The organism is Sphingomonas sp., from assembly GCF_965248875.1.
Classification (GTDB): domain Bacteria; phylum Pseudomonadota; class Alphaproteobacteria; order Sphingomonadales; family Sphingomonadaceae; genus Sphingomonas.
Genome location: NZ_CBDFKR010000011.1, coordinates 547387 through 568120, shown reverse-complemented (window position 1 = coordinate 568120; position 20734 = coordinate 547387). Strand labels below are relative to the sequence as shown.

Sequence of the window (20734 nt, the reverse complement as noted above, 5' to 3'; positions counted from 1 at the left end):
GCCTAAAGCGGGCCCGATCCGTTCCGCAGCCGCGAGCATGCCTTGGTTGACCTGTCCCACTATCTGCCGATCCTGCTTTTTCTCGGCGTCGCCCTGGCGTTGTCGAGCGCGTTCGTGTTCCTGCCGATCATTGTCGCGCGGTTCACCGGCACGCACCAGCCGACGCCCGAGAAGCTCAGCGAGTATGAGTGCGGCTTTCCCGCGTTCGAGGACCCGCGCAGCCAGTTCGACGTGCGCTTCTACCTCGTCGCAATCCTGTTCATCGTCTTCGACCTGGAGGCGGCGTTCCTCTATCCATGGGCGGTCAGCGTCTTCCACCTCGGCTGGACGGCGTGGACCGCGATGATGGTGTTCATCGCCGAACTGGCGCTGGGGCTCGTCTATGCTTGGAAGAAGGGGGCGTTGGAGTGGGAATGACGCCGTCCGTCACAGGCCATTCCGGTCCCGTCGAGCTGCAGCCGCGCCCCGATGCGGGCAAGGCGGTCGTGCCGCCGGATCAGGGCTTCTTCGACAGCCTCAACGGCGAGCTGACCGACAAGGGCTTCCTGGTCACGAACGCCGAGGACCTGTTCCAATGGGCACGCACCGGCTCGCTGTGGTGGATGACATTCGGGCTGGCGTGCTGCGCGGTGGAGATGATCCACGTCAACATGCCGCGCTATGACCTGGAGCGGTTCGGCGCGGCCCCGCGGGCGAGCCCGCGCCAGTCGGACGTGATGATCGTCGCGGGCACGCTGTGCAACAAGATGGCGCCGGCGCTGCGCACCGTGTACGATCAGATGTCGAACCCCAAATATGTGATCTCGATGGGGTCATGCGCGAACGGCGGCGGCTATTACCACTACAGCTACAGCGTCGTGCGCGGCTGTGACCGGATCGTGCCGGTCGACATCTATGTCCCCGGATGCCCGCCGACCGCCGAAGCGCTGCTCTACGGCATTCTGCAGCTGCAGCGGAAGATCAGGCGAAGCGGGAGCATCGAGCGATGACGCGCGGCCGGCGTGGCTGGACGGTGTTCGCGGCGGTGCTGCCGGTCACGGTCGTCAACCTTGTTCGTGTCCTGCGCGACCGGGCGGACATCGCGCGGATGTGGCCGATGTGGCGGCCGATGATCCTGGACCTGACGCTGCTCGTCGCGGGAGCCGTGCTGGTGGCCGGGGCCGCGTTCGGCGTTCACGCCTGGCGCGAGGCGAAGCGGCTTCATCATGCGTAGTCCCGCGCCGACCTATGCCGTCGACCTGAACGATGCGACGATCGACGCGGCGCACGCGGCGCTCGGTTCGGCTCTGCACGATGGGCGGGTGCGGGTCGGCGAGGTGCAGCTGTTCGTCGCGCGCGACAGCCTGGTTACGACGCTGACGGCGCTCCGCGACACGCCGGGGCTCGCCTATCAGCAGCTGATGGAGATCGCGGGCGTCGACTATCCCGACCGGCCCGAGCGCTTCGAGATCGTCTATTGCCTCCTGTCGCTGACCCGCAACCATCGCGTCCAGGTCCATGTCTCCACCGACGAGGTGCAGCCGGTGCCGTCGGTGACGGGGCTGTGGCCGGTCGCGGGCTGGCTGGAGCGCGAGGTGTACGATCTGTTCGGCGTGCTGTTCGAGGGCAATGCCGACCTCCGCCGCATCCTGACCGACTACGGCTTTCGCGGCCATCCGCTGCGCAAGGACTTTCCGCAGACCGGGTATAATGAACTGCGCTACTCCGAGGAGGAGAAGCGGGTCGTGTATCAGCCGGTACAGCTGGCGCAGGACTGGCGCAGCTTCGATTTCCTGTCGCCCTGGGAAGGCGCCGAGTACACGCTGCCGGGCGACGAAAAGGCGGCGCTGCCGCAAGAGAAGGGGGCGCCGACGCCTGCTACCGCCGATCAGGTGGGCAAGGCCGATGCCGCCAGGGTGGCCCCGGCCGCGCCGAAGGGCACCGATGGGCAATATGCCGCGGGCAAGACCTCGCCAGGGCAGGCGACCGGTGGCGATGCCGGTGCCAAGCCCGCCGACGCGGACGTGGTGCCCACCCCGGGCAAGGGACAGAACCAGTGAGCGCAGACACGCTGATCGCCCCCGCCGACGCGCCCGCACCCGCGACGACGGAGATCGACCCGTACATCTCGGAGCTGCTCCATGAGCCGACGCCCGGCGAGGAGACGACCGGCGACACCACGATCACCAACTACACGATCAACTTCGGCCCGCAGCATCCGGCCGCGCATGGCGTGCTGCGGCTGGTGATGGAGCTGGACGGCGAGCTGATCGAGCGGATCGACCCGCATGTCGGGCTGCTTCACCGCGGCACCGAGAAGCTGATCGAGTATCGGACCTACGCGCAGAACATCCCCTATTTCGACCGGCTTGATTACTGTTCGCCTTTGTGCATGGAGCATAGCTTCGTGCTCGCGATCGAGAAGCTGCTCGATCTGGAGGTACCGCTGCGCGCGCAGTATTTGCGCGTGTTCTTCGCCGAGCTGACGCGGATCAGCAACCACATGCTCAATCTTGGCTCGCACGTGATGGACGTCGGCGCGATGACGCCGAACCTGTGGATGTTCGAGGTCCGCGAGGACTGCTACAACTTCTTCGAGCGCATGTCGGGTGCGCGCATGCACCACAATTATTTCCGCCCGGGCGGGGTGCATCAGGACGTGCCGCTTAAGCTGCTGACCGACATCGCCGATTGGCTCGACACGCGGCTGCCGCGGTTGTTCGAGGATGCGATCAGCCTGGTCGCGGACAACCGCATCTTCAAGCAGCGCAACGTCGATATCGCGACGGTGAGCCGCGAGGATGCGATCGCCTGGGGCTTTTCGGGGCCGATGATCCGGGCGGCGGGGCTGCCGTGGGACCTGCGCAAGTCGCAGCCCTATGACGTCTACGCCAAGATGAACTTCGACGTGCCGGTGGGCACACGCGGCGACTGCTACGACCGGTTCATGGTGCGCGTGGAGGAGGTCCGCCAGTCGGCGCGGATCATGAAGCAGTGCCTGGCCGAGATGCCCGAGGGGCCGGTGCAGAGCCTCGACCGCAAGGTGATGCCGCCCCCGCGCGGCGACATGAAGCGGTCGATGGAGGCGCTGATCCATCACTTCAAGCTGTTCACCGAGGGGTATCACGTGCCGGCGGGCGAGGTGTACGTCGCGACCGAGAGCCCCAAGGGTGAGTTCGGCGTATATCTGGTCGCGGACGGCACCAACAAGCCGTACCGTTGCAAGATCAGGCCGACGGCGTTCAGCCATCTGCAGGCGATGGACTTCATGTCGCGCGGGCACATGCTGGCGGACACGACGGCGATCCTGGGCGCGATGGATATCGTGTTCGGGGAGTGTGATCGGTGAGGGCGCTTTGCCTGCTGCTGGCAACGCCGCTCGTGCTTGCCGACGGTTTTCCTGCCTCAAAGTACGAGATGGCGGCGACGTTTACGGGAGCCTTGGTCCGCGGCGATTTGCGAAGGGCGCAACGTATGCTCACGCCGAATGCTAAGCTCATGGAGTGGAGCGGCGGACCTCATGCGTTGGCTGATGTCTCGCGATACATGCAACACTGTCCGCTCAAGAGCATCGAAGGTAACGAGCAGCTCAACATTAACGTAATACTTGACTGCTCCGAGGGTTACCATGGCATGTCGCTGTTATTTAGCGGCGATCGTATCAGCGAAGTGGATTTCGGGCCGCCGCCTGTGATTCAAATCGTGACTCCGGCGAACTCAAATGGCTGAGGCCGCCACCATCCCCGACGAGACCGAGGTCCGCGCGCGTTGGGGGGCGTTCGCGTGGTCGGAGGAGAACGGACGCAAGGCGCAGGAGGTGCTCGGGCGCTATCCGGTCGGGCGCGAGCAGTCGGCTTCGCTGCCGCTGCTCGACCTGGCGCAGCGACAGGTGGGGGCCGAGACCGACACGCAGGGCTGGCTGCCCGTGCCCGTGATCGAGTTCGTCGCGCGCCAGATCGGCGTGCCGTACATGCGCGTGTTCGAGGTCGCGACCTTTTATACGATGTTCAACCTGGCGCCGGTCGGGCGCTACCATGTCCAGGTCTGCGGCACGACGCCGTGCCTGCTGGCGGGCTCCGACGACGTGCTGGCGGCGTGCAAGAACCATGGGCTGGTGAAGGGGAGGACGACGCCCGACGGGCTGTTCACGCTGACCGAGGTCGAGTGCCTGGGCGCCTGCGCCAACGCGCCGATGGTGCAGGTCAACGACGACAATTACGAGGATCTGGACTACGACCGCACCACCGCGGTGCTGCAGGCGCTGGCGAAGGGCGAGCGGCCCGAGGCGGGGTCCACGACCGGCCGACGGGTTAGCTGCCCCGCGGGCGGGCCGACGACACTTAAGGAGATGGTGGACGCGAACCACGATTATCGCGGGAGCTGGGAGACGATCGCGGTGCCGGCGGCGGTGACGTTGGAGAAGGCCGATGGCTGAGGACTTCCTGATGGAGATGCTCAGAAGTATTCAGACCAACATCGCCGAGCTTGGCCGGCGCATGGATCGGCTGGACGCGCGCCTTACCGGCATCGAGGATCGGATGGAGCGCATCGAGAAGCGGCAGACGGCGATGAAGCGTTTTCATCAGCACGTTTTGGTCAAACTCACCGGTGTCAACGAGCGGTTGGACAACATGACCGGGCAGCTGCTCAGCTTCGATCGTCGCATCGGCGCGCTGGAGGCCCGGGCCTGATGCCCGGCCTGATCGCCCTGTTCGCCGCCTATCTGGCGTTCTGGCTCACGCATGTCAGCTTCACCTTGCCCTGGGCAACGCTGTTCGCGCTGGGCGTGGCGACGGTGGTGTACCCGCTGGCGGAGCGGATCGTCGGAAAGAGCCATTGATGCTGCACGATCGCGACCGCATCTTCACCAACGTCTATGGGTTCCAGCCCTGGAACCTGCCCGCCGCGCGTGCGCGCGGTGATTGGGACAATACCAAGGCGCTGCTGGCGCTGGGCAACGATGCGATCATCGATGCGATCAAGGCGTCCGGCCTACGCGGGCGGGGCGGGGCGGGGTTCCCGACCGGCACCAAATGGTCTTTCATGCCCAAGGAGCCGAAGCCCGACCGGCCCAACTTCCTGGTCATCAATGCCGATGAATCCGAGCCGGGCAGCTGCAAGGACCGCGAGATCATCCGCCACGATCCGCACAAGCTGATCGAGGGCGCGCTGGTCGCGGGCTTCGCGATGCGCGCGCGGGCGGCGTACATCTACATCCGCGGCGAGTATATCCGGGAGGCGGAAACGCTGTTCGCCGCGGTCGCCGAGGCCTATGACGCCGGGCTAGTCGGCAAGAACGCGGCCGGATCGGGCTACGATTTCGACGTCTTCGTCCATCGCGGCGCGGGCGCGTACATCTGCGGCGAAGAAACCGCGATGCTTGAATCGCTGGAGGGCAAGAAGGGCCAACCGCGCCTGAAGCCGCCCTTCCCGGCGGGGGCGGGGCTGTATGGCTGTCCAACCACGGTCAACAATGTCGAATCGATCGCCGTCGCGCCGACCATCCTACGGCGTGGGTCGGCCTGGTTCGCCGCGATCGGCAACAAGGGCAACGAGGGCACCAAGCTGTTCCAGATCAGCGGGCATGTGAACACGCCCTGCGTGGTCGAGGAGGCGATGAGCATCCCCTTCCGCGAGCTGATCGAGAAGCATTGCGGCGGCATCCGCGGCGGCTGGGACAATCTGCTGGCGGTGATCCCCGGCGGCTCGTCGGTGCCGCTCGTCCCCGCGGCGCAGATCATGGATGCGCCGATGGACTTCGACGGGCTGAAGGCGCTGGGCAGTGGATTGGGCACCGCGGCGGTGATCGTGATGGACAAGTCGACCGACATCGTCCGTGCGATCAGCCGCCTCAGCTATTTCTACAAGCACGAGAGCTGCGGCCAGTGTACGCCGTGCCGCGAGGGCACCGGCTGGATGTGGCGGATAATGGAGCGGCTGCGAACCGGTGATGCCGAGCTGGGCGAGATCGACATGCTGCAACAGGTGACCAAGCAGGTCGAGGGCCATTCGATCTGCGCGCTCGGCGATGCGGCGGCGTGGCCGGTTCAGGGGCTGATCCGCCACTTCCGCCCGGAGCTGGAGCGGCGGATCAAAGAGCGCTCGGGGTTGCTGGGCGGTGACCTGGCGCCGATGATGGAGGCGGCGGAATGACAGCGGCGTGGCTGGCGGCCCAGTCCCCCCGACGCTGATCTTTGATTGGAGCAGATGCGGATGTTCAGATCGCTACTGGCCGCCGCCGGGGCCTTATCGCTGGCGGGCGCGGCCGCGAGCGCCCAGGACAACCGCAACGACCGTGCGCGCGACGAAGCGCGCACCGTGATGCGCGCGTTCGGCGCGTGCCTGGTCGATCACGCATCGATGACCGGGCCGCACGGCCGGTTGGTGGTGTTCCTCAACACGCCGCCGACGGGTCGCGATGGCGCGCGTACCGGGACGGCCGTGAGCGATCCCGAATGCCTGACGCGCGCGTCGTCCTACGTGTCCGGCGTGCGGATGCGGTTTCGCGCCGACCTGTTGCGGGGCGCGGTGTTCCGGGCCCTCTATCTTCAGCGCGGGCGCACGCCGATTGCGCGTGCGGAGATCGAACCCGGCTTTGCGCAGCCCGAGACCGCGGTGATCACCGCGCTCCAGCATTTCGGCGATTGTGTGGTGGCGGGCGATGCGACTAACGCCGATCTCGCGATCCGCGGCGCGGCGGGGACGGCGGCGGAAAGCGGGGCCTATCAGGCACTGGCCCCGGTAATGGGCGCCTGCCTGCCGCGCGGGCGGCAGTGGCGGTTCACGCGCGAGGTCCTCGAGGGCGTGCTGGCCGAAGGACTGTACCGCCGGACGACCGCGCCGGCGCCCGCGCCTCACCCCTGAAAAGGGCAATCCGGCCTTCCAATCCCCCTCACGGCCGCTAAAGGATTGCGACAGCGGGCATCGAACCGCTTCGAGACCATATAACCGGACGGTTCATGCCCAAGCTGAAGGTCGACGGCGTTGAAGTTGAGGTGCCGGTCGGCGCGACGGTGCTGCAGGCATGTGAAGCCGCGGGCCGCGAGATCCCGCGCTTCTGCTATCACGAGCGGCTGTCGATCGCGGGCAATTGCCGTATGTGCCTGGTCGAGGTGAAGCCCGGGCCACCCAAGCCGCAGGCGTCGTGCGCGCTTCCCGCCGCCGACAATCAGGAGGTCTTCACCACCACGCCGATGGTGAAGCATGCCCGCGAGGGCATCATGGAGTTCTTGCTCATCAACCACCCGCTCGACTGTCCGATCTGCGATCAGGGCGGCGAGTGCGACCTGCAGGATCAGAGCTTGGCCTATGGTCGCGGCCATTCGCGCTACGACGAGAACAAGCGCGCGGTGACCGAGAAATATATGGGGCCGATCGTCAAGACGATCATGACGCGGTGCATCCAGTGCACCCGCTGCGTCCGTTTTGCCGAGGAGATCGCGGGCGTCGAGGAGATCGGCGCGATCGGCCGCGGCGAGGACATGCAGATCACCTCCTATCTGGAGCGTGCGGTCAGTAGCGAGCTGTCGGGCAACGTCGTTGATCTCTGTCCGGTCGGCGCCCTGACGTCGAAGCCGTATCAGTATGAAGCTAGGCCGTGGGAGCTGCGCAAGACGCTGACTATCGACGTGCAGGACGCGGTCGGCACCAACATCCGCCTCGACAGCCGCGGGCGCCAGGTGCTGCGCTGTGTGCCGCGCATCAACGAGGACGTCAACGAGGAATGGGCGCACGACAAGACTCGCCACCATGTCGACGGCCTGGTGCGGCGGCGGCTGGATCGGCCGTACGTCCGGAGCGGCGGCAAGCTGCACGAGGCGACCTGGGACGAGGCGTTCGCTGCGATCGGTGCGGTGGAGCATGGCGGCAGCGTCGCGGCGGTCGCGGGCGATCTGGTCGATTGCGAGACGATGTTCGCGGCCAAGCGGCTGGTGCAGGCGCTGGGCGGCTCGTTGTTCGAGGGCCGGCAGACCGGCATGGACTATGACACGTCCAGCCTAGCGGCGGTCAATTTCAACACGACGATCGCAGGCGCCGAGCGGGCGGATGCGATCCTGCTGATCGGCACCAACCTGCGCTGGGAAGCGCCACTGGTGAACACGCGCGTGAAGAAGGCGGTCAAGCGCGGCGCGAAGGTGTGGGCGATCGGGCCGGAGACCGAGCTGACCTATAAAGTCGATTGGCTGGGCGACGACGTGGCGATGCTGGGGAGCCTTCCCGAGGCAGTGACCGATGCGTTCGGCAAGGCCGAGCGGCCAATGGTGATTGTCGGCGGCGCGGCGATGAAGGGCGCGCATGGGGCGACGCTGGCGCTGGCCGAGCCGCTGAAGCTCGTTCGGGAGGGATGGAACGGGTTCAACGTCGTCCACATGGTGGCGAGCCGGATGGGCGGGCTGATGCTCGGCTATGCGGCGAAAGGCGGCATCGCCGAGCTGGCGGACGCGAAGCTCGCCTTCTGCCTCGGCGCTGACGAGGTGGACTACAGCCGTTTTAACGGGTTCAAGGTCTATGTCGGTCATCACGGCGACCGCGGCGCGGGCGCGGCGGACGTGGTGCTGCCGGGTGCTGCGTACAGCGAGAAGGGCGGCACCTGGGTCAATCTGGAGGGCCGTGTCCAGCGTGGCGAACGCGCGGTGTTCCCGCCGGGCGATGCGCGCGAGGACTGGTCCATCTTCCGCGCGCTGTCGGAGCGGCTGGGCGTCACGCTGCCGTTCGACAGCCTCGCCGGGCTGCGCGACGCGATGTACGCAGATGTTCCGGCGCTGCGCGATCTTGGGCTGGCGCGGTTCGATTGGAGCCCGCCCGCGCTCGACACCGCCGCGCAGGGTCGCATCGAAGGCTATCCGGTCAAGGACTTCTACCTCACCAACGCCATCTGCCGCGCCAGCCCGACGATGCAGCGCTGCTCGCAGGAGCTGATCCACGGCGAAGCCTTTGCGGAGGCGGCGGAGTGACTTTGACAGCATGGTTCGTCATTCCCGCGGACGTGGGGATCGCGCTTCTACTTGACCGTGACAGCAGCAGCACGATGCCCGCTTTCGCGGGGATGACGGAGGCAGGGCTCCGTGACTGACTTCTTCAATCATACCGTCGGCATGCGCTACAACGCGGCGTGGTTTGCGGCGACGCTGTCGGGCATCCTCCTGATCGCAGTGCCGCTGATGCTGGCCGTCGCGATGGTGATCTATGCCGAGCGCAAGATCTGGGCGGCGATGGCGTTGCGGCGCGGGCCTAACGTGGTCGGGCCGTTCGGCCTGCTGCAGAGCTTTGCCGACGGGCTGAAGGTCTTCTTGCAGGAGACGATCGTGCCGTCGGCGGCGAACCGCGTCCTGTTCCTGCTCGCGCCGATCATCACCTTCACTGTCGCGCTGATCGTGTGGGCGGTGGTGCCGTTCCAGGCGGGTGTCGTGCTCGCCGACATCAATGTCGGGCTGCTCTACATTCTCGCCGCGTCGTCGCTGGGCGTCTACGGCATCATCCTGTCGGGCTGGGCGTCGAATTCCAAATACCCTTTCTACTCGGCGCTGCGGGCGGCGGCGCAGATGGTGAGCTATGAGGTATCGATCGGCTTCGTGCTGGTGACGGTGGTGCTGTGGTCGGGCAGCTTCAACCTGTCGCAGATCGTGATCGCGCAGGCGCAGATGTACGGCCTGCCGATCAACGGCTTGGTTCTCAATCCGCTGCTGTTCCCGATGTGGGTAGTTTTCCTGATCTCCGGCATGGCGGAGTGCCAGCGCGCACCGTTCGACCTGACCGAAGCGGAATCGGAACTCGTCGCGGGGTATCAGACCGAATACAGCTCGATGAGCTTCGCGCTGTTCTGGCTTGGCGAGTATGCCAATGTCCTGCTGATGTGCGCGCTCAACGCGACGCTGTTCTGGGGCGGCTGGCTGCCGATCTTCAATTTTGCGCCGTTCACCTGGGTGCCCGGCATCCTCAACCTGTTCTTCAAGATCGCGTTCTTCTTCTTCATCTTCGGCTGGGTGAAGGCGACCGTGCCGCGCTATCGCTACGACCAGCTGATGCGGCTGGGCTGGAAGGTTTTCCTGCCGCTATCGCTCGTCTGGGTGTTCTTGGTGTCGGGGGTTCTCATGTGGATGCGGGTGCCGCTATGATCGCGATGTTGCTTCTTCTGCCCACCGCACAGCCGCCGGTGGTGACGCTGGCCGACCGTGCGGCGCTCGGCTGCACGTTGGTCGGGCCGGGCGAGGCCGCACCGGTTACGGTGGAGATCGACAACCGGTCGAAGCGCGACGCCAACGCGGTGATCGCTTTCGCGCCCGCCAGCCAATATGCCCGCATCAGCGCCAGCAGCCCGGCGACGTCCCGCGCCGACGGCAGCATCGTCATCGCCTTTGCGACCGGCAGCGGCCAGTACCGGCTGGAGATCACACCCGGCGCGGGCGCGGCGCGGATCAGGATGGTGACGCTGGCATCGCCGTCGCTGACCGTCGCGCAGGGCTTCTGCACCGCGCGGCCGGGGCGACGCTCATCGCTGCCGCCGACGCAGCCGCTGACGGTCGATCCCGTCATGTTCGGACGACCGTGGCGGCTACAGCCGCTTGCCGGCCGCCTGGCCGATGCGACCTGCCGCCTGGTCGCGCGTGACCGGCGGGTGTTTCAGATGAGCTATCACGTGACCGCCGCGGAGGCGAACGAGCTGTCGGTCGCCTACCGCTTCCTCACCACCGACCTGCTTGGCGCGACCGACCGGACGGGGACCGGCACGCAGTTCTTTCTGGTCGCGCCGGCCGAGCGGATGGTCGCGACCACCGTAAACCTGGGCGACACGCCAACCACCTATGTCCACACCACCTATGAGCGGATGGGCAGCTTCGTCGATTTGAGCCGTGCCGGCCAGCAGTTCGCCGTCGGCGACTGCGGCGCGTCGCCGGGCTGGATTGCGACGGCGCCTGCCGGAGCGCCGCGATGAGCCCAGCCCAGTTCGTCAAGGCCTTCACGCTGTGGGAGTTCCTGAAGGCGCACGTGAAAACACTGCATTATTTCTTCAAGCCCAAGGCGACGATCAACTACCCGCACGAGAAGATGCCGCTCAGCCCGCGCTTTCGCGGCGAGCACGCGCTGCGGCGCTATCCGAACGGCGAGGAGCGCTGCATCGCGTGCAAGCTGTGCGAGGCGATCTGTCCCGCGCAGGCGATCACGATCGAGGCGGAGCCGCGCGATGACGGCAGCCGGCGCACGACGCGCTACGACATCGACATGACCAAGTGCATCTATTGCGGACTGTGCCAGGAGGCGTGCCCGGTCGATGCGATCGTCGAGGGGCCGAATTACGAGTTCTCGACCGAAACGCGCGAGGAGCTGATCTACGACAAGGCGAAGCTGCTCGACAATGGCGACCGCTGGGAGAGCGTGCTCGCCGCCAACCTTGCCGCCGATGCGCCGTACCGGTAGGCGGCGCCGGAGATGATTCAGGCAATCGCCTTTTACCTGTTCGCCACGGTGGTGATCGTTGCCGGTGCGCTGACGGTGTCGTCGCGCAACCCGGTAAATGCGGTGATGTGGCTGATCCTGGCGTTCTTCAATGCGGCGGGATTGATGGTGCTGTGCGGCGCCGAGTTCATCGCGATGCTGCTGGTGATCGTCTATGTCGGCGCGGTCGCGGTACTGTTCCTGTTCGTGGTGATGATGCTCGACATCGACGTGGCGGAAATGCGTGCCGGGTTCGCGCGCTACTGGCCGTTGGGGCTGGGGCTTGCGCTCATCCTCGCCGCTGAGCTGGTGATCTACGGGGTCGGCGCGGTGAGCATCGGCAATGCGCAGCTGGCGCACCGGGTGGGCGCGATCCCGGCCGCCACGCCCAATATCGAGGCGCTCGGCGACCTGCTCTACACCCGCTATCTGTTCGTGTTTGAGGGGGCGGGGCTGGTGCTGCTGGTCGCGATGATCGGCGCGATCGTGCTGACCCATCGCGAGCGCAAGGGCACGCGCTATCAGAACGTCTCGCGCCAGGTGGCGCGGCGGCCGCAGGACGCGACCCGCAATGTCGATCAGCCGGTCGGTGTGGGGCTGGAGCTGTGATAGGTGGGTTCAGCGTCATTCACCTGCTCGTGCTGTTGCTGATCCTGGCTGTTCCGGTAGCGATCGGGGCGATCGTCTTCCCGACGACGAGAAAGTCGCGATGATCGGCCTCATCCATTATCTCGTCGTCGCCGCAATCCTGTTCGCGCTCGGCGTGCTCGGGCTGGTCGCCAACCGCAAGAACCTCATCGTCATGCTGATGGCCATCGAGCTGATCCTGCTCGCGGTGAACATCAACCTGGTCGCGTTCTCGGCGTACCTGCACGATCTGGTCGGCCAGGTGTTCGCGATGTTTGTGCTCACTGTCGCGGCGGGCGAGGCGGCGATCGGGCTCGCGATCCTGGTGATCTATTTCCGCAGCCGCGGGACGATCGCGGTCGACGACGTCAACCGGATGAAGGGCTGAGATGATCCTCTTCATCGTCTTCCTGCCGCTGCTCGCTGCAGCCGTGGCCGGGCTCGGCAACAAGCAATTGGGCGCGCTGCCGGCGAAGATAATCACGACGGGCGCGCTGTTCACGGCCGCGGTGCTGTCTTGGATCGTCTTTGCCGGCTTCCTCAGCGGCACCGCGACGCCCGGTGCGACGACAATCTTTACTTGGATCAACTCGGGCACGATGCAGGCGGCGTGGCGGCTCAACGTCGATGCGCTGACCGCGGTGATGCTCGTCGTCATCACCAGCGTCTCCGCGCTCGTCCACCTCTACAGCTGGGGGTACATGGCGGAGGACCCGGACCAGCCGCGTTTCTTCGCATACCTGTCGCTGTTCACCTTCGCGATGCTGATGCTGGTGACCGCCGACACGCTGGTGCAGATGTTCTTCGGCTGGGAGGGCGTGGGGCTCGCCAGCTACCTGCTGATCGGGTTCTGGTTCAGGAAGCCGAGCGCCAACGCCGCGGCGATCAAGGCGTTCGTCGTCAATCGCGTCGGCGATCTGGGCTTCATGCTCGGCATCTTCGGCACGTATCTGGTGTTCGGCACCGTCTCGATCCCCGCGATCCTGCACGCTGCGCCCCACATGGCGGGGTCGACGATCGGCTTCCTGTGGTTCCGCGCCGACACGATGACGGTGCTCTGCCTGCTCCTCTTCGTCGGCGCTATGGGAAAGTCGGCGCAGCTCGGCCTCCACACCTGGCTGCCCGACGCTATGGAGGGGCCGACGCCGGTCTCCGCGCTGATCCACGCCGCGACGATGGTGACCGCGGGCGTGTTCATGGTGTGCCGCCTGTCGCCCATGTTCGAGACGTCTCCGGACGCGCTCGGCGTCGTTCGCTTCGTCGGCGCGGCGACCTGCCTGTTTGCGGCCACCGTCGGCATGGTCCAGACCGACATCAAGCGCGTGATCGCCTATTCGACCTGTTCGCAGCTCGGCTACATGTTCTTCGCAGCCGGGATCGGCGCGTACGGCGCGGCGATGTTCCACCTATTCACCCATGCCTTCTTCAAGGCGCTCCTGTTCCTGGGCGCGGGCAGCGTGATCCATGCAATGCATCACGAGCAGGACATGCGCTATTACGGGGCCTTGCGGAAAAGCATCCCGCTGACCTTCTGGGCGATGATGCTGGGCACGCTGGCGATCACCGGCGTCGGCTTGCCGTTCGTCGACATCGGCTTTGCAGGGTTCCATTCCAAGGACGCGATCATCGAGGCGGGCTGGGCCTCGGGCTGGACCGGAACTTGGTTCGTGGGCACGCTCGTGGCGCTTATCACCAGCTTCTATTCGTGGCGGCTGATGTTCCTGACCTTCTGGGGGGCGCCGCGCTGGGCGAACTCGGAGCATATCCAGCACGCTGTGCACGATGCGCATGGCGGCCACGATCACGGCGAGAGCGAAGAGGCGACGCAGCAGACCACCGCGCATCCGCACCAGCACCAGCCCGGGGCGGCCGAACTGCACGACGGCACCGGCGGCTATCATCCGCATGAGAGCCCGGCCTCCATGCTGATCCCGCTCGCGCTGCTGTCGCTGGGCGCGGTGGTGGCGGGCTACCTGTTCAACGGCTTCTTCATCGCGCCCGAGGCGGGCGAGCGATACTGGCACGGCACCGTCGCGTTCCGCACCGCGCTGATGGAGGCGACCGAGCACGTGCCGTGGCCGATTGCGCTGTCGGCGACGAGTGCGATGCTACTCGGGCTGTTTGGCGCCTGGTACGCCTACATCCGTGCCCCGGACACACCCGCGGCGGCGAGCGAGCAGTTCGCGCCGGTTTACCGCCTTTTCCTCCACAAATGGTATTTCGACGAGCTGTACGACCTGCTGTTCGTGCGCCCCGCCTTCGCGATCGGCCGGCTGCTCTGGCATCGCGGTGACGAGAGTACGATCGACCGCTTCGGCCCCAACGGCATGGCGGCGCTCGCCAGTCTCGGTGGCCGTGTCGCGGGGCGGGTGCAGTCGGGCTATCTCTACACCTATGCCTTCGTGATGCTGCTCGGACTGACGGGCGTCGTCACCTGGGCCATCGCGGTGACGCGATGAGCGGGGTGCCGATCCTCTCGCTGCTGCTGGCGGTTCCCGGCGTGGCGGCGGTCCTGTGTCTGTTCCTGTCGGCGGACAATGCCCGGCGGCTGGCGCTGCTGGCGACGCTGACGGACCTGGTGCTCGGCATCGTGATGTGGTCGCAGTACCAGATCGGCGGTCCGCAATGGCAGTTCGTCGAGCATGGCTCCAGCCTCGGCTTCTTCGCCTGGAACTTGGGCGTCGACGGCTTCGCGTTGCTGCTGATCATGCTGAGCGTCTTTCTGATGCCGATCTGTATCGGCGCGAGCTGGCGCGCGATCACCGAGCGCGTTCCCGAATATATGGCCGCCTTCCTGCTGACCGAGGTGCTGATGATCGGCACCTTCGCGGCGCAGGACCTGTTCCTGTTCTACATCTTCTTCGAGGCCGGGTTGATTCCGATGTACCTCATCATCGGCGTCTGGGGCGGCGCGAACCGCATATACGCCAGCTACAAGTTCTTCCTCTATACGCTGCTCGGCTCGGTCGTGATGCTGATCGCGATGCTGTACATGGCGCATGCCGCGGGCACGTCGTTTATCCCGCAGCTGATGGCGTATAATTTCGATCCGCAGGTGCAGACCTGGCTTTGGCTTGCCTTCTTCGCCAGCTTCGCGGTCAAGATGCCGATGTGGCCGGTCCATACCTGGCTTCCCGACGCGCACGTCCAGGCGCCGACGGCGGGATCGGTGATCTTGGCCGGCGTGCTCCTCAAGCTTGGCGGTTACGGTTTCCTGCGCTTCAGCCTGCCGATGTTTCCGGAGGCGAGCGCGCAGCTTGCCTGGCTGATCTGGCTGCTGTCGGCGGTGGCGGTGGTCTATACCAGCCTCGTCGCGCTGGTGCAGGCCGACATGAAGAAGCTGATCGCCTATTCCTCGGTCGCGCACATGGCGATCGTGACAATCGGCCTCTACGCGTTCAACCGCCAGGGCGTCGAGGGCGCGATGGTGATGATGCTCAGCCACGGCCTCGTCTCGGGCGCGTTGTTCCTGTGCGTGGGCGTAATCTACGACCGGCTGCACACGCGCGAGATCAGCCGCTACGGCGGCTTGAGCATCAACATGCCGCGCTACGCGCTGTTCTTCATGCTGTTCACGATGGCGTCGATCGGCCTGCCGGGCACTAGCGGCTTCGTGGCCGAGTTCCTGAGCCTGATGGGGCTTTATCAGCTGTCGACCTGGACGACGCTGATCTGCACCACCAGCATCATTCTGGGCGCGGCGTACATGCTCTACCTTTATCGCCGCGTCGCGTTCGGCGACATCAAGGCGGCGGATGTGGCCGAAATGCGCGACCTGTCGGGGCGCGAACTGTGGCTGCTCGCCCCGATCGCGGCGGTGGTGCTGTGGATGGGCGTGTACCCGGAGAGCTTCATGGCGCCGATGCGCAAGGATGTCGGCGTCCTGCTCGCGCGCATTGGCCGTACCGCGCCGGCAGGCGACGCGCGGCCGACGAGGGTTCCTGCACATCTTGCTGAAGTACCGGCGGACTTCTCACATTTTCCGGCCGCCGAAGAGCGCGTCGCGGAGGCGCGGCCGTGACCGCCAACCTGCTGATGACGCTGCCCGAGGAGGTGCTGTCGCTCGGCGCCATCCTGTTGATGCTGGTTGCGGCATGGGGCGGCAGTGCGTCGACACGGGCGGTCAGCTGGGCGGCCGTGGCGGTGCTGACCGGTGCGGGGATCGCCCTGGCCGGGCCGGCGACAGCGGGCGGCGTGGCCTATGATGGGCTGTACCGCGCGGACGCGTTCGCCGGGTTCGCCAAGGTGCTGATCTATGCCGCGACGGCAGTGTCGATCGTGATCGCGCCCGGTTTCTTCGCCCGAATGGCGGGCGACGACCTTCGCCCCGAATACCCCGTACTGATGCTGCTGGCCGCGGCGGGGATGGGGATGATGGTGTCCGCGGGTGACATGCTGACGCTGTATGTCGGGCTGGAGCTGCAGAGCCTCGCCTCCTATGTGCTGGCGAGCTTCATGCGCCGCGACACGCGCTCGGCGGAGGCGGGGCTGAAATATTTCGTGCTTGGTGCGCTGGCGAGCGGGATCCTCCTGTACGGTATCAGCCTCGTCTATGGCTTCACCGGCACCACCCTGTTCGGCGGTATCGCCAGCGCCTATGCGGGGACTGTGCCCGGCTCGGCAGGCTTCGTCGGACTGATCTTCGGCCTGGTGTTCGTCTTCGCCGGGATCGCTTTCAAGATGGCGGTGGTGCCGTTCCATATGTGGACCCCCGACGTGTACGAGGGTGCGCCGACGCCGGTGACAGCGTTCTTCGCCAGCGCCTCCAAGGTGTCGGCGGTGGCGCTGGCGGTTCGCGTCGCGATGGGAGCGATGGGCCCGGCGCTGCACCAGTGGCAGCAGATCGTGATCTTCGCCGCGCTCGCCTCGATCATTCTGGGCGCCTTGGCGGGGCTCAACCAGCGCAACATCAAGCGGCTGCTCGCCTATTCGTCGATCAACAATGTCGGCTTCATCCTGGTCGGCCTCGCTGCGGGCACCGCACAGGGCGCGGCGTCGGTGCTGTTCTACCTCGCCGTCTATATCGCAATGACCGTGGGCGCGTTCGTCGTGGTGCTGCAGATGCGTTCGCCTGAAGGCGAGCCGCTGGAGGCGATCGCCAGCCTGTCGGGCCTGTCGCGGACGCGGCCAGGGCTGGCGGCGGCGATGGCGATCTTCATGTTCTCGCTTGCCGGTATCCCGCCGCTGCTCGGCTTCAACGCCAAGCTGGCGGTGATCAACGCTGCGGTGTCGGCGGGGCTGTACCCGCTGGCGGTCGCGGCGATCGTCGGCTCGGTGATTGGCGCCTATTATTACCTGCGCATCGTCAAGGTGATGTATTTCGACGATCCGGCTCCCGCCTTTGCGCAGGGCGGCGACGCCGTCGAGGGCGGTCTGATCGCGGCGGCGGCGGTGGCGGTCTCGCCGGTCGGCTGGCTGCTGCTCGCGCCGCTGTCCGCCTGGACCGCGCACGCGGCGCAGTCGCTGCTCTAGGCGCGCAGCCCTGCCGGCGATCCGCACCGTCGTTGAGACGGGCTCGACCAACGCCGACCTGCTCGCGCTCGCGCGCACCGGCGTCGAGGAAGGATTGTGGCTCCGGGCCGAGCGTCAGACCGCGGGGCGGGGGCGGCAGGGCAGGGCCTGGGCCTCTCCGCACGGCAACCTCTATGCCTCGACCCTGGTGCGCCTGCGCGCCGAAGACCCCGCGGCGGCGACGCTGGGGTTCGTCGCGGCGGTAACGCTGGCGGAGACGGTCGCGCCGCTGCTTCCCCGCCGCGCGCAGTTGAAATGGCCGAACGACGTGCTGATCGACGGGGCGAAGCTATCCGGCATCCTGCTCGAGCGCGCCGACGATGCGGTCGTCGTCGGGATCGGCGTCAACCTCGCGCATCACCCCGACCTGCCTGACCGCCCGGCGACCAGCCTTGCGGCGCAGGGGGTAGCGGTGGGTGCGGAAGCCTTTGCCGAGATGCTCGCCGACGCCTTCGCCCGCTGGCTGGCGCGCTGGCGGGGCGATGGGTTCATGCCGATCCGGGCGCGATGGCTGCAGCTGGCGCATCCGCGCGGGACGGCGCTGACCGCGCAACTGCCCGACGGCGGCCGGGAAACCGGGCTGTTCGACGGGCTCGGCCCGGATGGCGCGCTCATCCTACGCTTGGCGGAGGGGCCGCCGCGTGCCATCCACGCCGCCGATGTCTTTCTGGTCTGAAGCCTGATGCTGCTCGCGATTGATGCCGGCAACTCGAATGTCGTGTTCGCCGTTCTGGACGGGCGCAGGATTGTCGCCCGCTGGCGGATCGCGACCGATCCGCGCCGCACCGCCGACGAATATGCCGTCTGGCTGAGCCAGCTGCTCCACCTGGAGGGAATGGCCCGCGACCAGATCGAGGCAGTGATCATCGCCACCGTTGTGCCGCGCGCGCTGCACAATCTGGAGGTGCTTGCCGACAAATATTTCGGTACGGCGGCGCTGGTCGCGGGGCGTGCACCGGTGGAATGGGGTATCGCGCTCGACGTTGACGAGCCGCAGTCGCTCGGCGCCGACCGCGCGGTGAACACGATCGCGGCGCACGCGCTCCATCCGGGCGACCTGATCGTGATCGACTTCGGCACCGCGACGACCTTCGACGTCAGCGATTACAGCGGCGCGTACAAGGGCGGGATCATCTCCCCCGGCCTCAACCTGTCGCTCGACGCGCTGGTCACCGCGGCCGCCAAACTGCCACGCGTCGCGATCGAGGCGCCGTCGCGCAACAGCGTGATCGGACTCAACACGGTCGATCAGATGCAAATCGGTATCTTCTGGGGCTATATCGCACTGGTCGAGGGGCTGGTCGCGCGGCTGAAGCAGGAGGTCGGCCGCCCGACAAAGGTGATTGCCACGGGCGGCCTCGCGTCGCTGCTGACTGGACACACGGCGGTGTTCGACGTGATCGAGCCCGACCTGACCATCCAGGGACTGGCGATCATGTACGGGCGTGCCCATATGAGTGTGTAAATTCGGCTGGTCCATCCGGCACCGCGCGCCGCCGGCGCGCACATCTGAACAGGAAATTGAGTGACTCCCAAGAACAACGAACTGCTCTTCTGCGCCCTTGGCGGCTCGGGAGAGATCGGCATGAACGTGACGCTGTACGGCACGGCCGGCAAATGGCTGATGGTCGATTGCGGCGTGACCTTCGCCGATGCGGGCTATCCGGGTATCGACCTGATCCTACCCGACCTGCAATTCATCGAGGATCGGGTTGACGATCTGGTCGGCATCGTCCTGACGCACGGGCACGAGGATCATATCGGCGCGCTGCCATACCTGGCCGAGGATTTGGGCGTGCCGCTCTATGCGACCGCCTTCACTGCCGGGCTGGTGCGCGGCAAGCTGGAAGAGGAGGGCAACGCCACCCGCGTCAAGCTTCACGTCGTCGATGCGGACAAACGCGTCGACCTCGGGCCGTTCGGCGTCACCTTCGTGCCGCTGTCGCACTCAATTCCGGAGGCGAACGCGCTGCTGATCGAGACGGATGGTGCCCGTGTCTTCCACACCGGCGACTGGAAGCTCGATCAGCAGCCGCTGATTGACAAGCCTTCCACCCCGGAACAGCTGACCGCGATTGGGGACAAGGGCATCGACGTCCTTGTCTGCGATTCGACCAACGTCTTCAACGCGGACGCGTCGGGGTCGGAGGCTAGCGTGCGCCAGGGGCTGATCGACGTGGTCGTCGCGGCGAAAGGCCGGGTGCTGGTCACCACCTTCGCCTCGAACGCCGCGCGGCTGCACACGCTGGGGCAGGTGGCGCGTGAGACGGGACGGCAGCTATGCGTCACCGGGCGCTCGCTCGACCGCATCCTGCGCGTCGCCAAGGCGACCGGCTACCTCCGCGACTTCCCCGACACGATCGATGCGGATGCGGCGATGAAGCTGCCCGCGAACAAGGTGATGGTCGTCGCCACCGGCGGCCAGGGCGAGCCGCGTGCCGCGCTGGCGCGGGTTGCGGAGGGCACGCACCCGATCAGCCTGGCGAAAGGCGATACGGTGATCTTCTCGTCCAAGCAGATCCCCGGCAACGAGGTCGCGATCGGCCGCATTCAGAACATCCTCGCCGGCAAGGGCGTCGAGATGGTCACCGAGCGGCAGGCGCACGTCCACGTTTCCGGCCATCCCGGCCGCCCCGAACTGGCGCAGATGTACCGATGGATGCGCCCTCAATTGCTCATCCCCGTTCACGGCGAAATGCGCCACCTGCAGGAACAGGCGCGCTTCGCCAGGGCTGAGGGGGTGCCTGCGGCGACGGTGCAGACCGATGGCGATGTCCTGCGGCTGCTGCCCGGCCCGGTGGCCAAGATCGGCAACGCCACGGTCGGCCGGCTGGTGCTCGACGGCGACATCATCCTGCCCGCCGATGGTGCCACAATCAACGAACGCCGCAAGATTGCCGTTAATGGCCAGGTGTCGGTGGCGGTCGCGGTGCGTGACGGCCGGTTGCTCGGGCGTCCGGAAGTGCGGGTCCAGGGCGTTCCGGTTGAGGAGGACCGCGCCGCCTTCATCAAGGATACGGGTGAGGCGGTGGCGGCCGCGGTCAAGGGCGGCAAGCGACAGGGCGCGAATGGCAGTGATCGTCTGCGCGAGGATGTGCGCCTCGCCGTCCGCCGGATCGCGACGCGCTGGACGGGCAAGAAGCCGATCGTGGACGTGCTGCTGATCGAGGTCTGACGGAGTTTC

The 20734-nt window shown here is 66.6% G+C and carries 23 protein-coding genes; all 23 read left to right on the top strand.

Features of this window, described 5'->3' with window-relative positions:
* Nucleotides 1-42: 42 nt before the first annotated feature.
* A complete protein-coding gene (gene ndhC, locus ACP2AD_RS09660) occupies nt 43-417 on the top strand; it encodes an NADH-quinone oxidoreductase subunit A (RefSeq protein ID WP_425229854.1) in 375 nt (124 codons plus the stop codon).
* Nucleotides 414-989, top strand: a complete 576-nt coding sequence (locus ACP2AD_RS09655) for a NuoB/complex I 20 kDa subunit family protein (RefSeq protein WP_425229853.1) — start codon at nt 414-416, stop codon at nt 987-989. The genes ndhC and ACP2AD_RS09655 overlap by 4 nt, the downstream gene beginning before the upstream one ends.
* Nucleotides 986-1213 carry a hypothetical protein gene (locus ACP2AD_RS09650; RefSeq protein ID WP_425229852.1) on the top strand — a complete coding sequence of 76 codons (228 nt, stop codon included), beginning with the start codon at nt 986-988 and terminating at the stop codon, nt 1211-1213. The genes ACP2AD_RS09655 and ACP2AD_RS09650 overlap by 4 nt, the downstream gene beginning before the upstream one ends.
* Nucleotides 1206-2039: an NADH-quinone oxidoreductase subunit C gene (locus ACP2AD_RS09645; RefSeq protein ID WP_425229851.1), complete on the top strand. Its 834-nt coding sequence runs from the start codon at nt 1206-1208 to the stop codon at nt 2037-2039. Before ACP2AD_RS09650 ends, ACP2AD_RS09645 begins: the two co-directional genes overlap by 8 nt.
* A 74-nt stretch (nt 2040-2113) precedes the next feature.
* Nucleotides 2114-3328, top strand: coding sequence for an NADH-quinone oxidoreductase subunit D (locus tag ACP2AD_RS09640; RefSeq protein WP_425231144.1), 1215 nt, complete (start codon nt 2114-2116; stop codon nt 3326-3328).
* On the top strand, nt 3325-3708 hold the full coding sequence (locus tag ACP2AD_RS09635) for a hypothetical protein (protein ID WP_425229850.1): 384 nt from the start codon (nt 3325-3327) through the stop codon (nt 3706-3708). The genes ACP2AD_RS09640 and ACP2AD_RS09635 overlap by 4 nt, the downstream gene beginning before the upstream one ends.
* The gene (locus ACP2AD_RS09630) at nt 3701-4414 is read left to right on the top strand and encodes a complex I 24 kDa subunit family protein (protein ID WP_425229849.1); all 714 of its coding nucleotides are present in this window, start codon (nt 3701-3703) and stop codon (nt 4412-4414) included. Before ACP2AD_RS09635 ends, ACP2AD_RS09630 begins: the two co-directional genes overlap by 8 nt.
* On the top strand, nt 4407-4670 hold the full coding sequence (locus ACP2AD_RS09625) for a hypothetical protein (RefSeq protein ID WP_425229848.1): 264 nt from the start codon (nt 4407-4409) through the stop codon (nt 4668-4670). The genes ACP2AD_RS09630 and ACP2AD_RS09625 overlap by 8 nt, the downstream gene beginning before the upstream one ends.
* Nucleotides 4670-4819, top strand: coding sequence for a hypothetical protein (locus tag ACP2AD_RS09620; RefSeq protein WP_425229847.1), 150 nt, complete (start codon nt 4670-4672; stop codon nt 4817-4819). Before ACP2AD_RS09625 ends, ACP2AD_RS09620 begins: the two co-directional genes overlap by 1 nt.
* Complete coding sequence (gene nuoF / locus ACP2AD_RS09615) at nt 4819-6132, top strand: NADH-quinone oxidoreductase subunit NuoF (protein WP_425229846.1); 1314 nt, start codon at nt 4819-4821, stop codon at nt 6130-6132. Before ACP2AD_RS09620 ends, nuoF begins: the two co-directional genes overlap by 1 nt.
* Before the next feature lie 60 nt (nt 6133-6192).
* Entirely contained in the window at nt 6193-6843 is a 651-nt protein-coding gene (locus ACP2AD_RS09610) for a hypothetical protein (protein WP_425229845.1), read from the top strand.
* A 95-nt stretch (nt 6844-6938) separates the two neighbouring features.
* The gene (gene nuoG / locus ACP2AD_RS09605; RefSeq protein WP_425229844.1) at nt 6939-8933 is read left to right on the top strand and encodes an NADH-quinone oxidoreductase subunit NuoG; all 1995 of its coding nucleotides are present in this window, start codon (nt 6939-6941) and stop codon (nt 8931-8933) included.
* Between the two features lie 141 nt (nt 8934-9074).
* The gene (gene nuoH, locus ACP2AD_RS09600; RefSeq protein ID WP_425231143.1) at nt 9075-10094 is read left to right on the top strand and encodes an NADH-quinone oxidoreductase subunit NuoH; all 1020 of its coding nucleotides are present in this window, start codon (nt 9075-9077) and stop codon (nt 10092-10094) included.
* 5 nt (nt 10095-10099) lie between these two features.
* Nucleotides 10100-10912 (top strand): hypothetical protein, encoded by an 813-nt coding sequence (locus ACP2AD_RS09595; RefSeq protein ID WP_425229843.1) that lies wholly within the window; start codon nt 10100-10102, stop codon nt 10910-10912.
* The gene (gene nuoI / locus ACP2AD_RS09590; RefSeq protein WP_425229842.1) at nt 10909-11394 is read left to right on the top strand and encodes an NADH-quinone oxidoreductase subunit NuoI; all 486 of its coding nucleotides are present in this window, start codon (nt 10909-10911) and stop codon (nt 11392-11394) included. The genes ACP2AD_RS09595 and nuoI overlap by 4 nt, the downstream gene beginning before the upstream one ends.
* Nucleotides 11395-11406: 12 nt before the next feature.
* Nucleotides 11407-12021 (top strand): NADH-quinone oxidoreductase subunit J, encoded by a 615-nt coding sequence (locus tag ACP2AD_RS09585; RefSeq protein WP_425229841.1) that lies wholly within the window; start codon nt 11407-11409, stop codon nt 12019-12021.
* A gap of 100 nt (nt 12022-12121) precedes the next feature.
* On the top strand, nt 12122-12427 hold the full coding sequence (nuoK, locus tag ACP2AD_RS09580) for an NADH-quinone oxidoreductase subunit NuoK (protein ID WP_425229840.1): 306 nt from the start codon (nt 12122-12124) through the stop codon (nt 12425-12427).
* A gap of 1 nt (nt 12428) precedes the next feature.
* Nucleotides 12429-14498: an NADH-quinone oxidoreductase subunit L gene (nuoL, locus tag ACP2AD_RS09575; protein WP_425229839.1), complete on the top strand. Its 2070-nt coding sequence runs from the start codon at nt 12429-12431 to the stop codon at nt 14496-14498.
* Complete coding sequence (locus ACP2AD_RS09570) at nt 14495-16060, top strand: NADH-quinone oxidoreductase subunit M (RefSeq protein WP_425229838.1); 1566 nt, start codon at nt 14495-14497, stop codon at nt 16058-16060. The genes nuoL and ACP2AD_RS09570 overlap by 4 nt, the downstream gene beginning before the upstream one ends.
* Before the next feature lie 14 nt (nt 16061-16074).
* Nucleotides 16075-17511 carry an NADH-quinone oxidoreductase subunit NuoN gene (nuoN, locus tag ACP2AD_RS09565; RefSeq protein ID WP_425231142.1) on the top strand — a complete coding sequence of 479 codons (1437 nt, stop codon included), beginning with the start codon at nt 16075-16077 and terminating at the stop codon, nt 17509-17511.
* Between the two features lie 19 nt (nt 17512-17530).
* Entirely contained in the window at nt 17531-18226 is a 696-nt protein-coding gene (locus ACP2AD_RS09560) for a biotin--[acetyl-CoA-carboxylase] ligase (RefSeq protein ID WP_425231141.1), read from the top strand.
* A 6-nt stretch (nt 18227-18232) separates the two neighbouring features.
* Nucleotides 18233-19015: a type III pantothenate kinase gene (locus ACP2AD_RS09555; protein WP_425229837.1), complete on the top strand. Its 783-nt coding sequence runs from the start codon at nt 18233-18235 to the stop codon at nt 19013-19015.
* 60 nt (nt 19016-19075) lie between these two features.
* On the top strand, nt 19076-20725 hold the full coding sequence (locus ACP2AD_RS09550) for a ribonuclease J (protein WP_425229836.1): 1650 nt from the start codon (nt 19076-19078) through the stop codon (nt 20723-20725).
* Nucleotides 20726-20734: the final 9 nt, after the last annotated feature.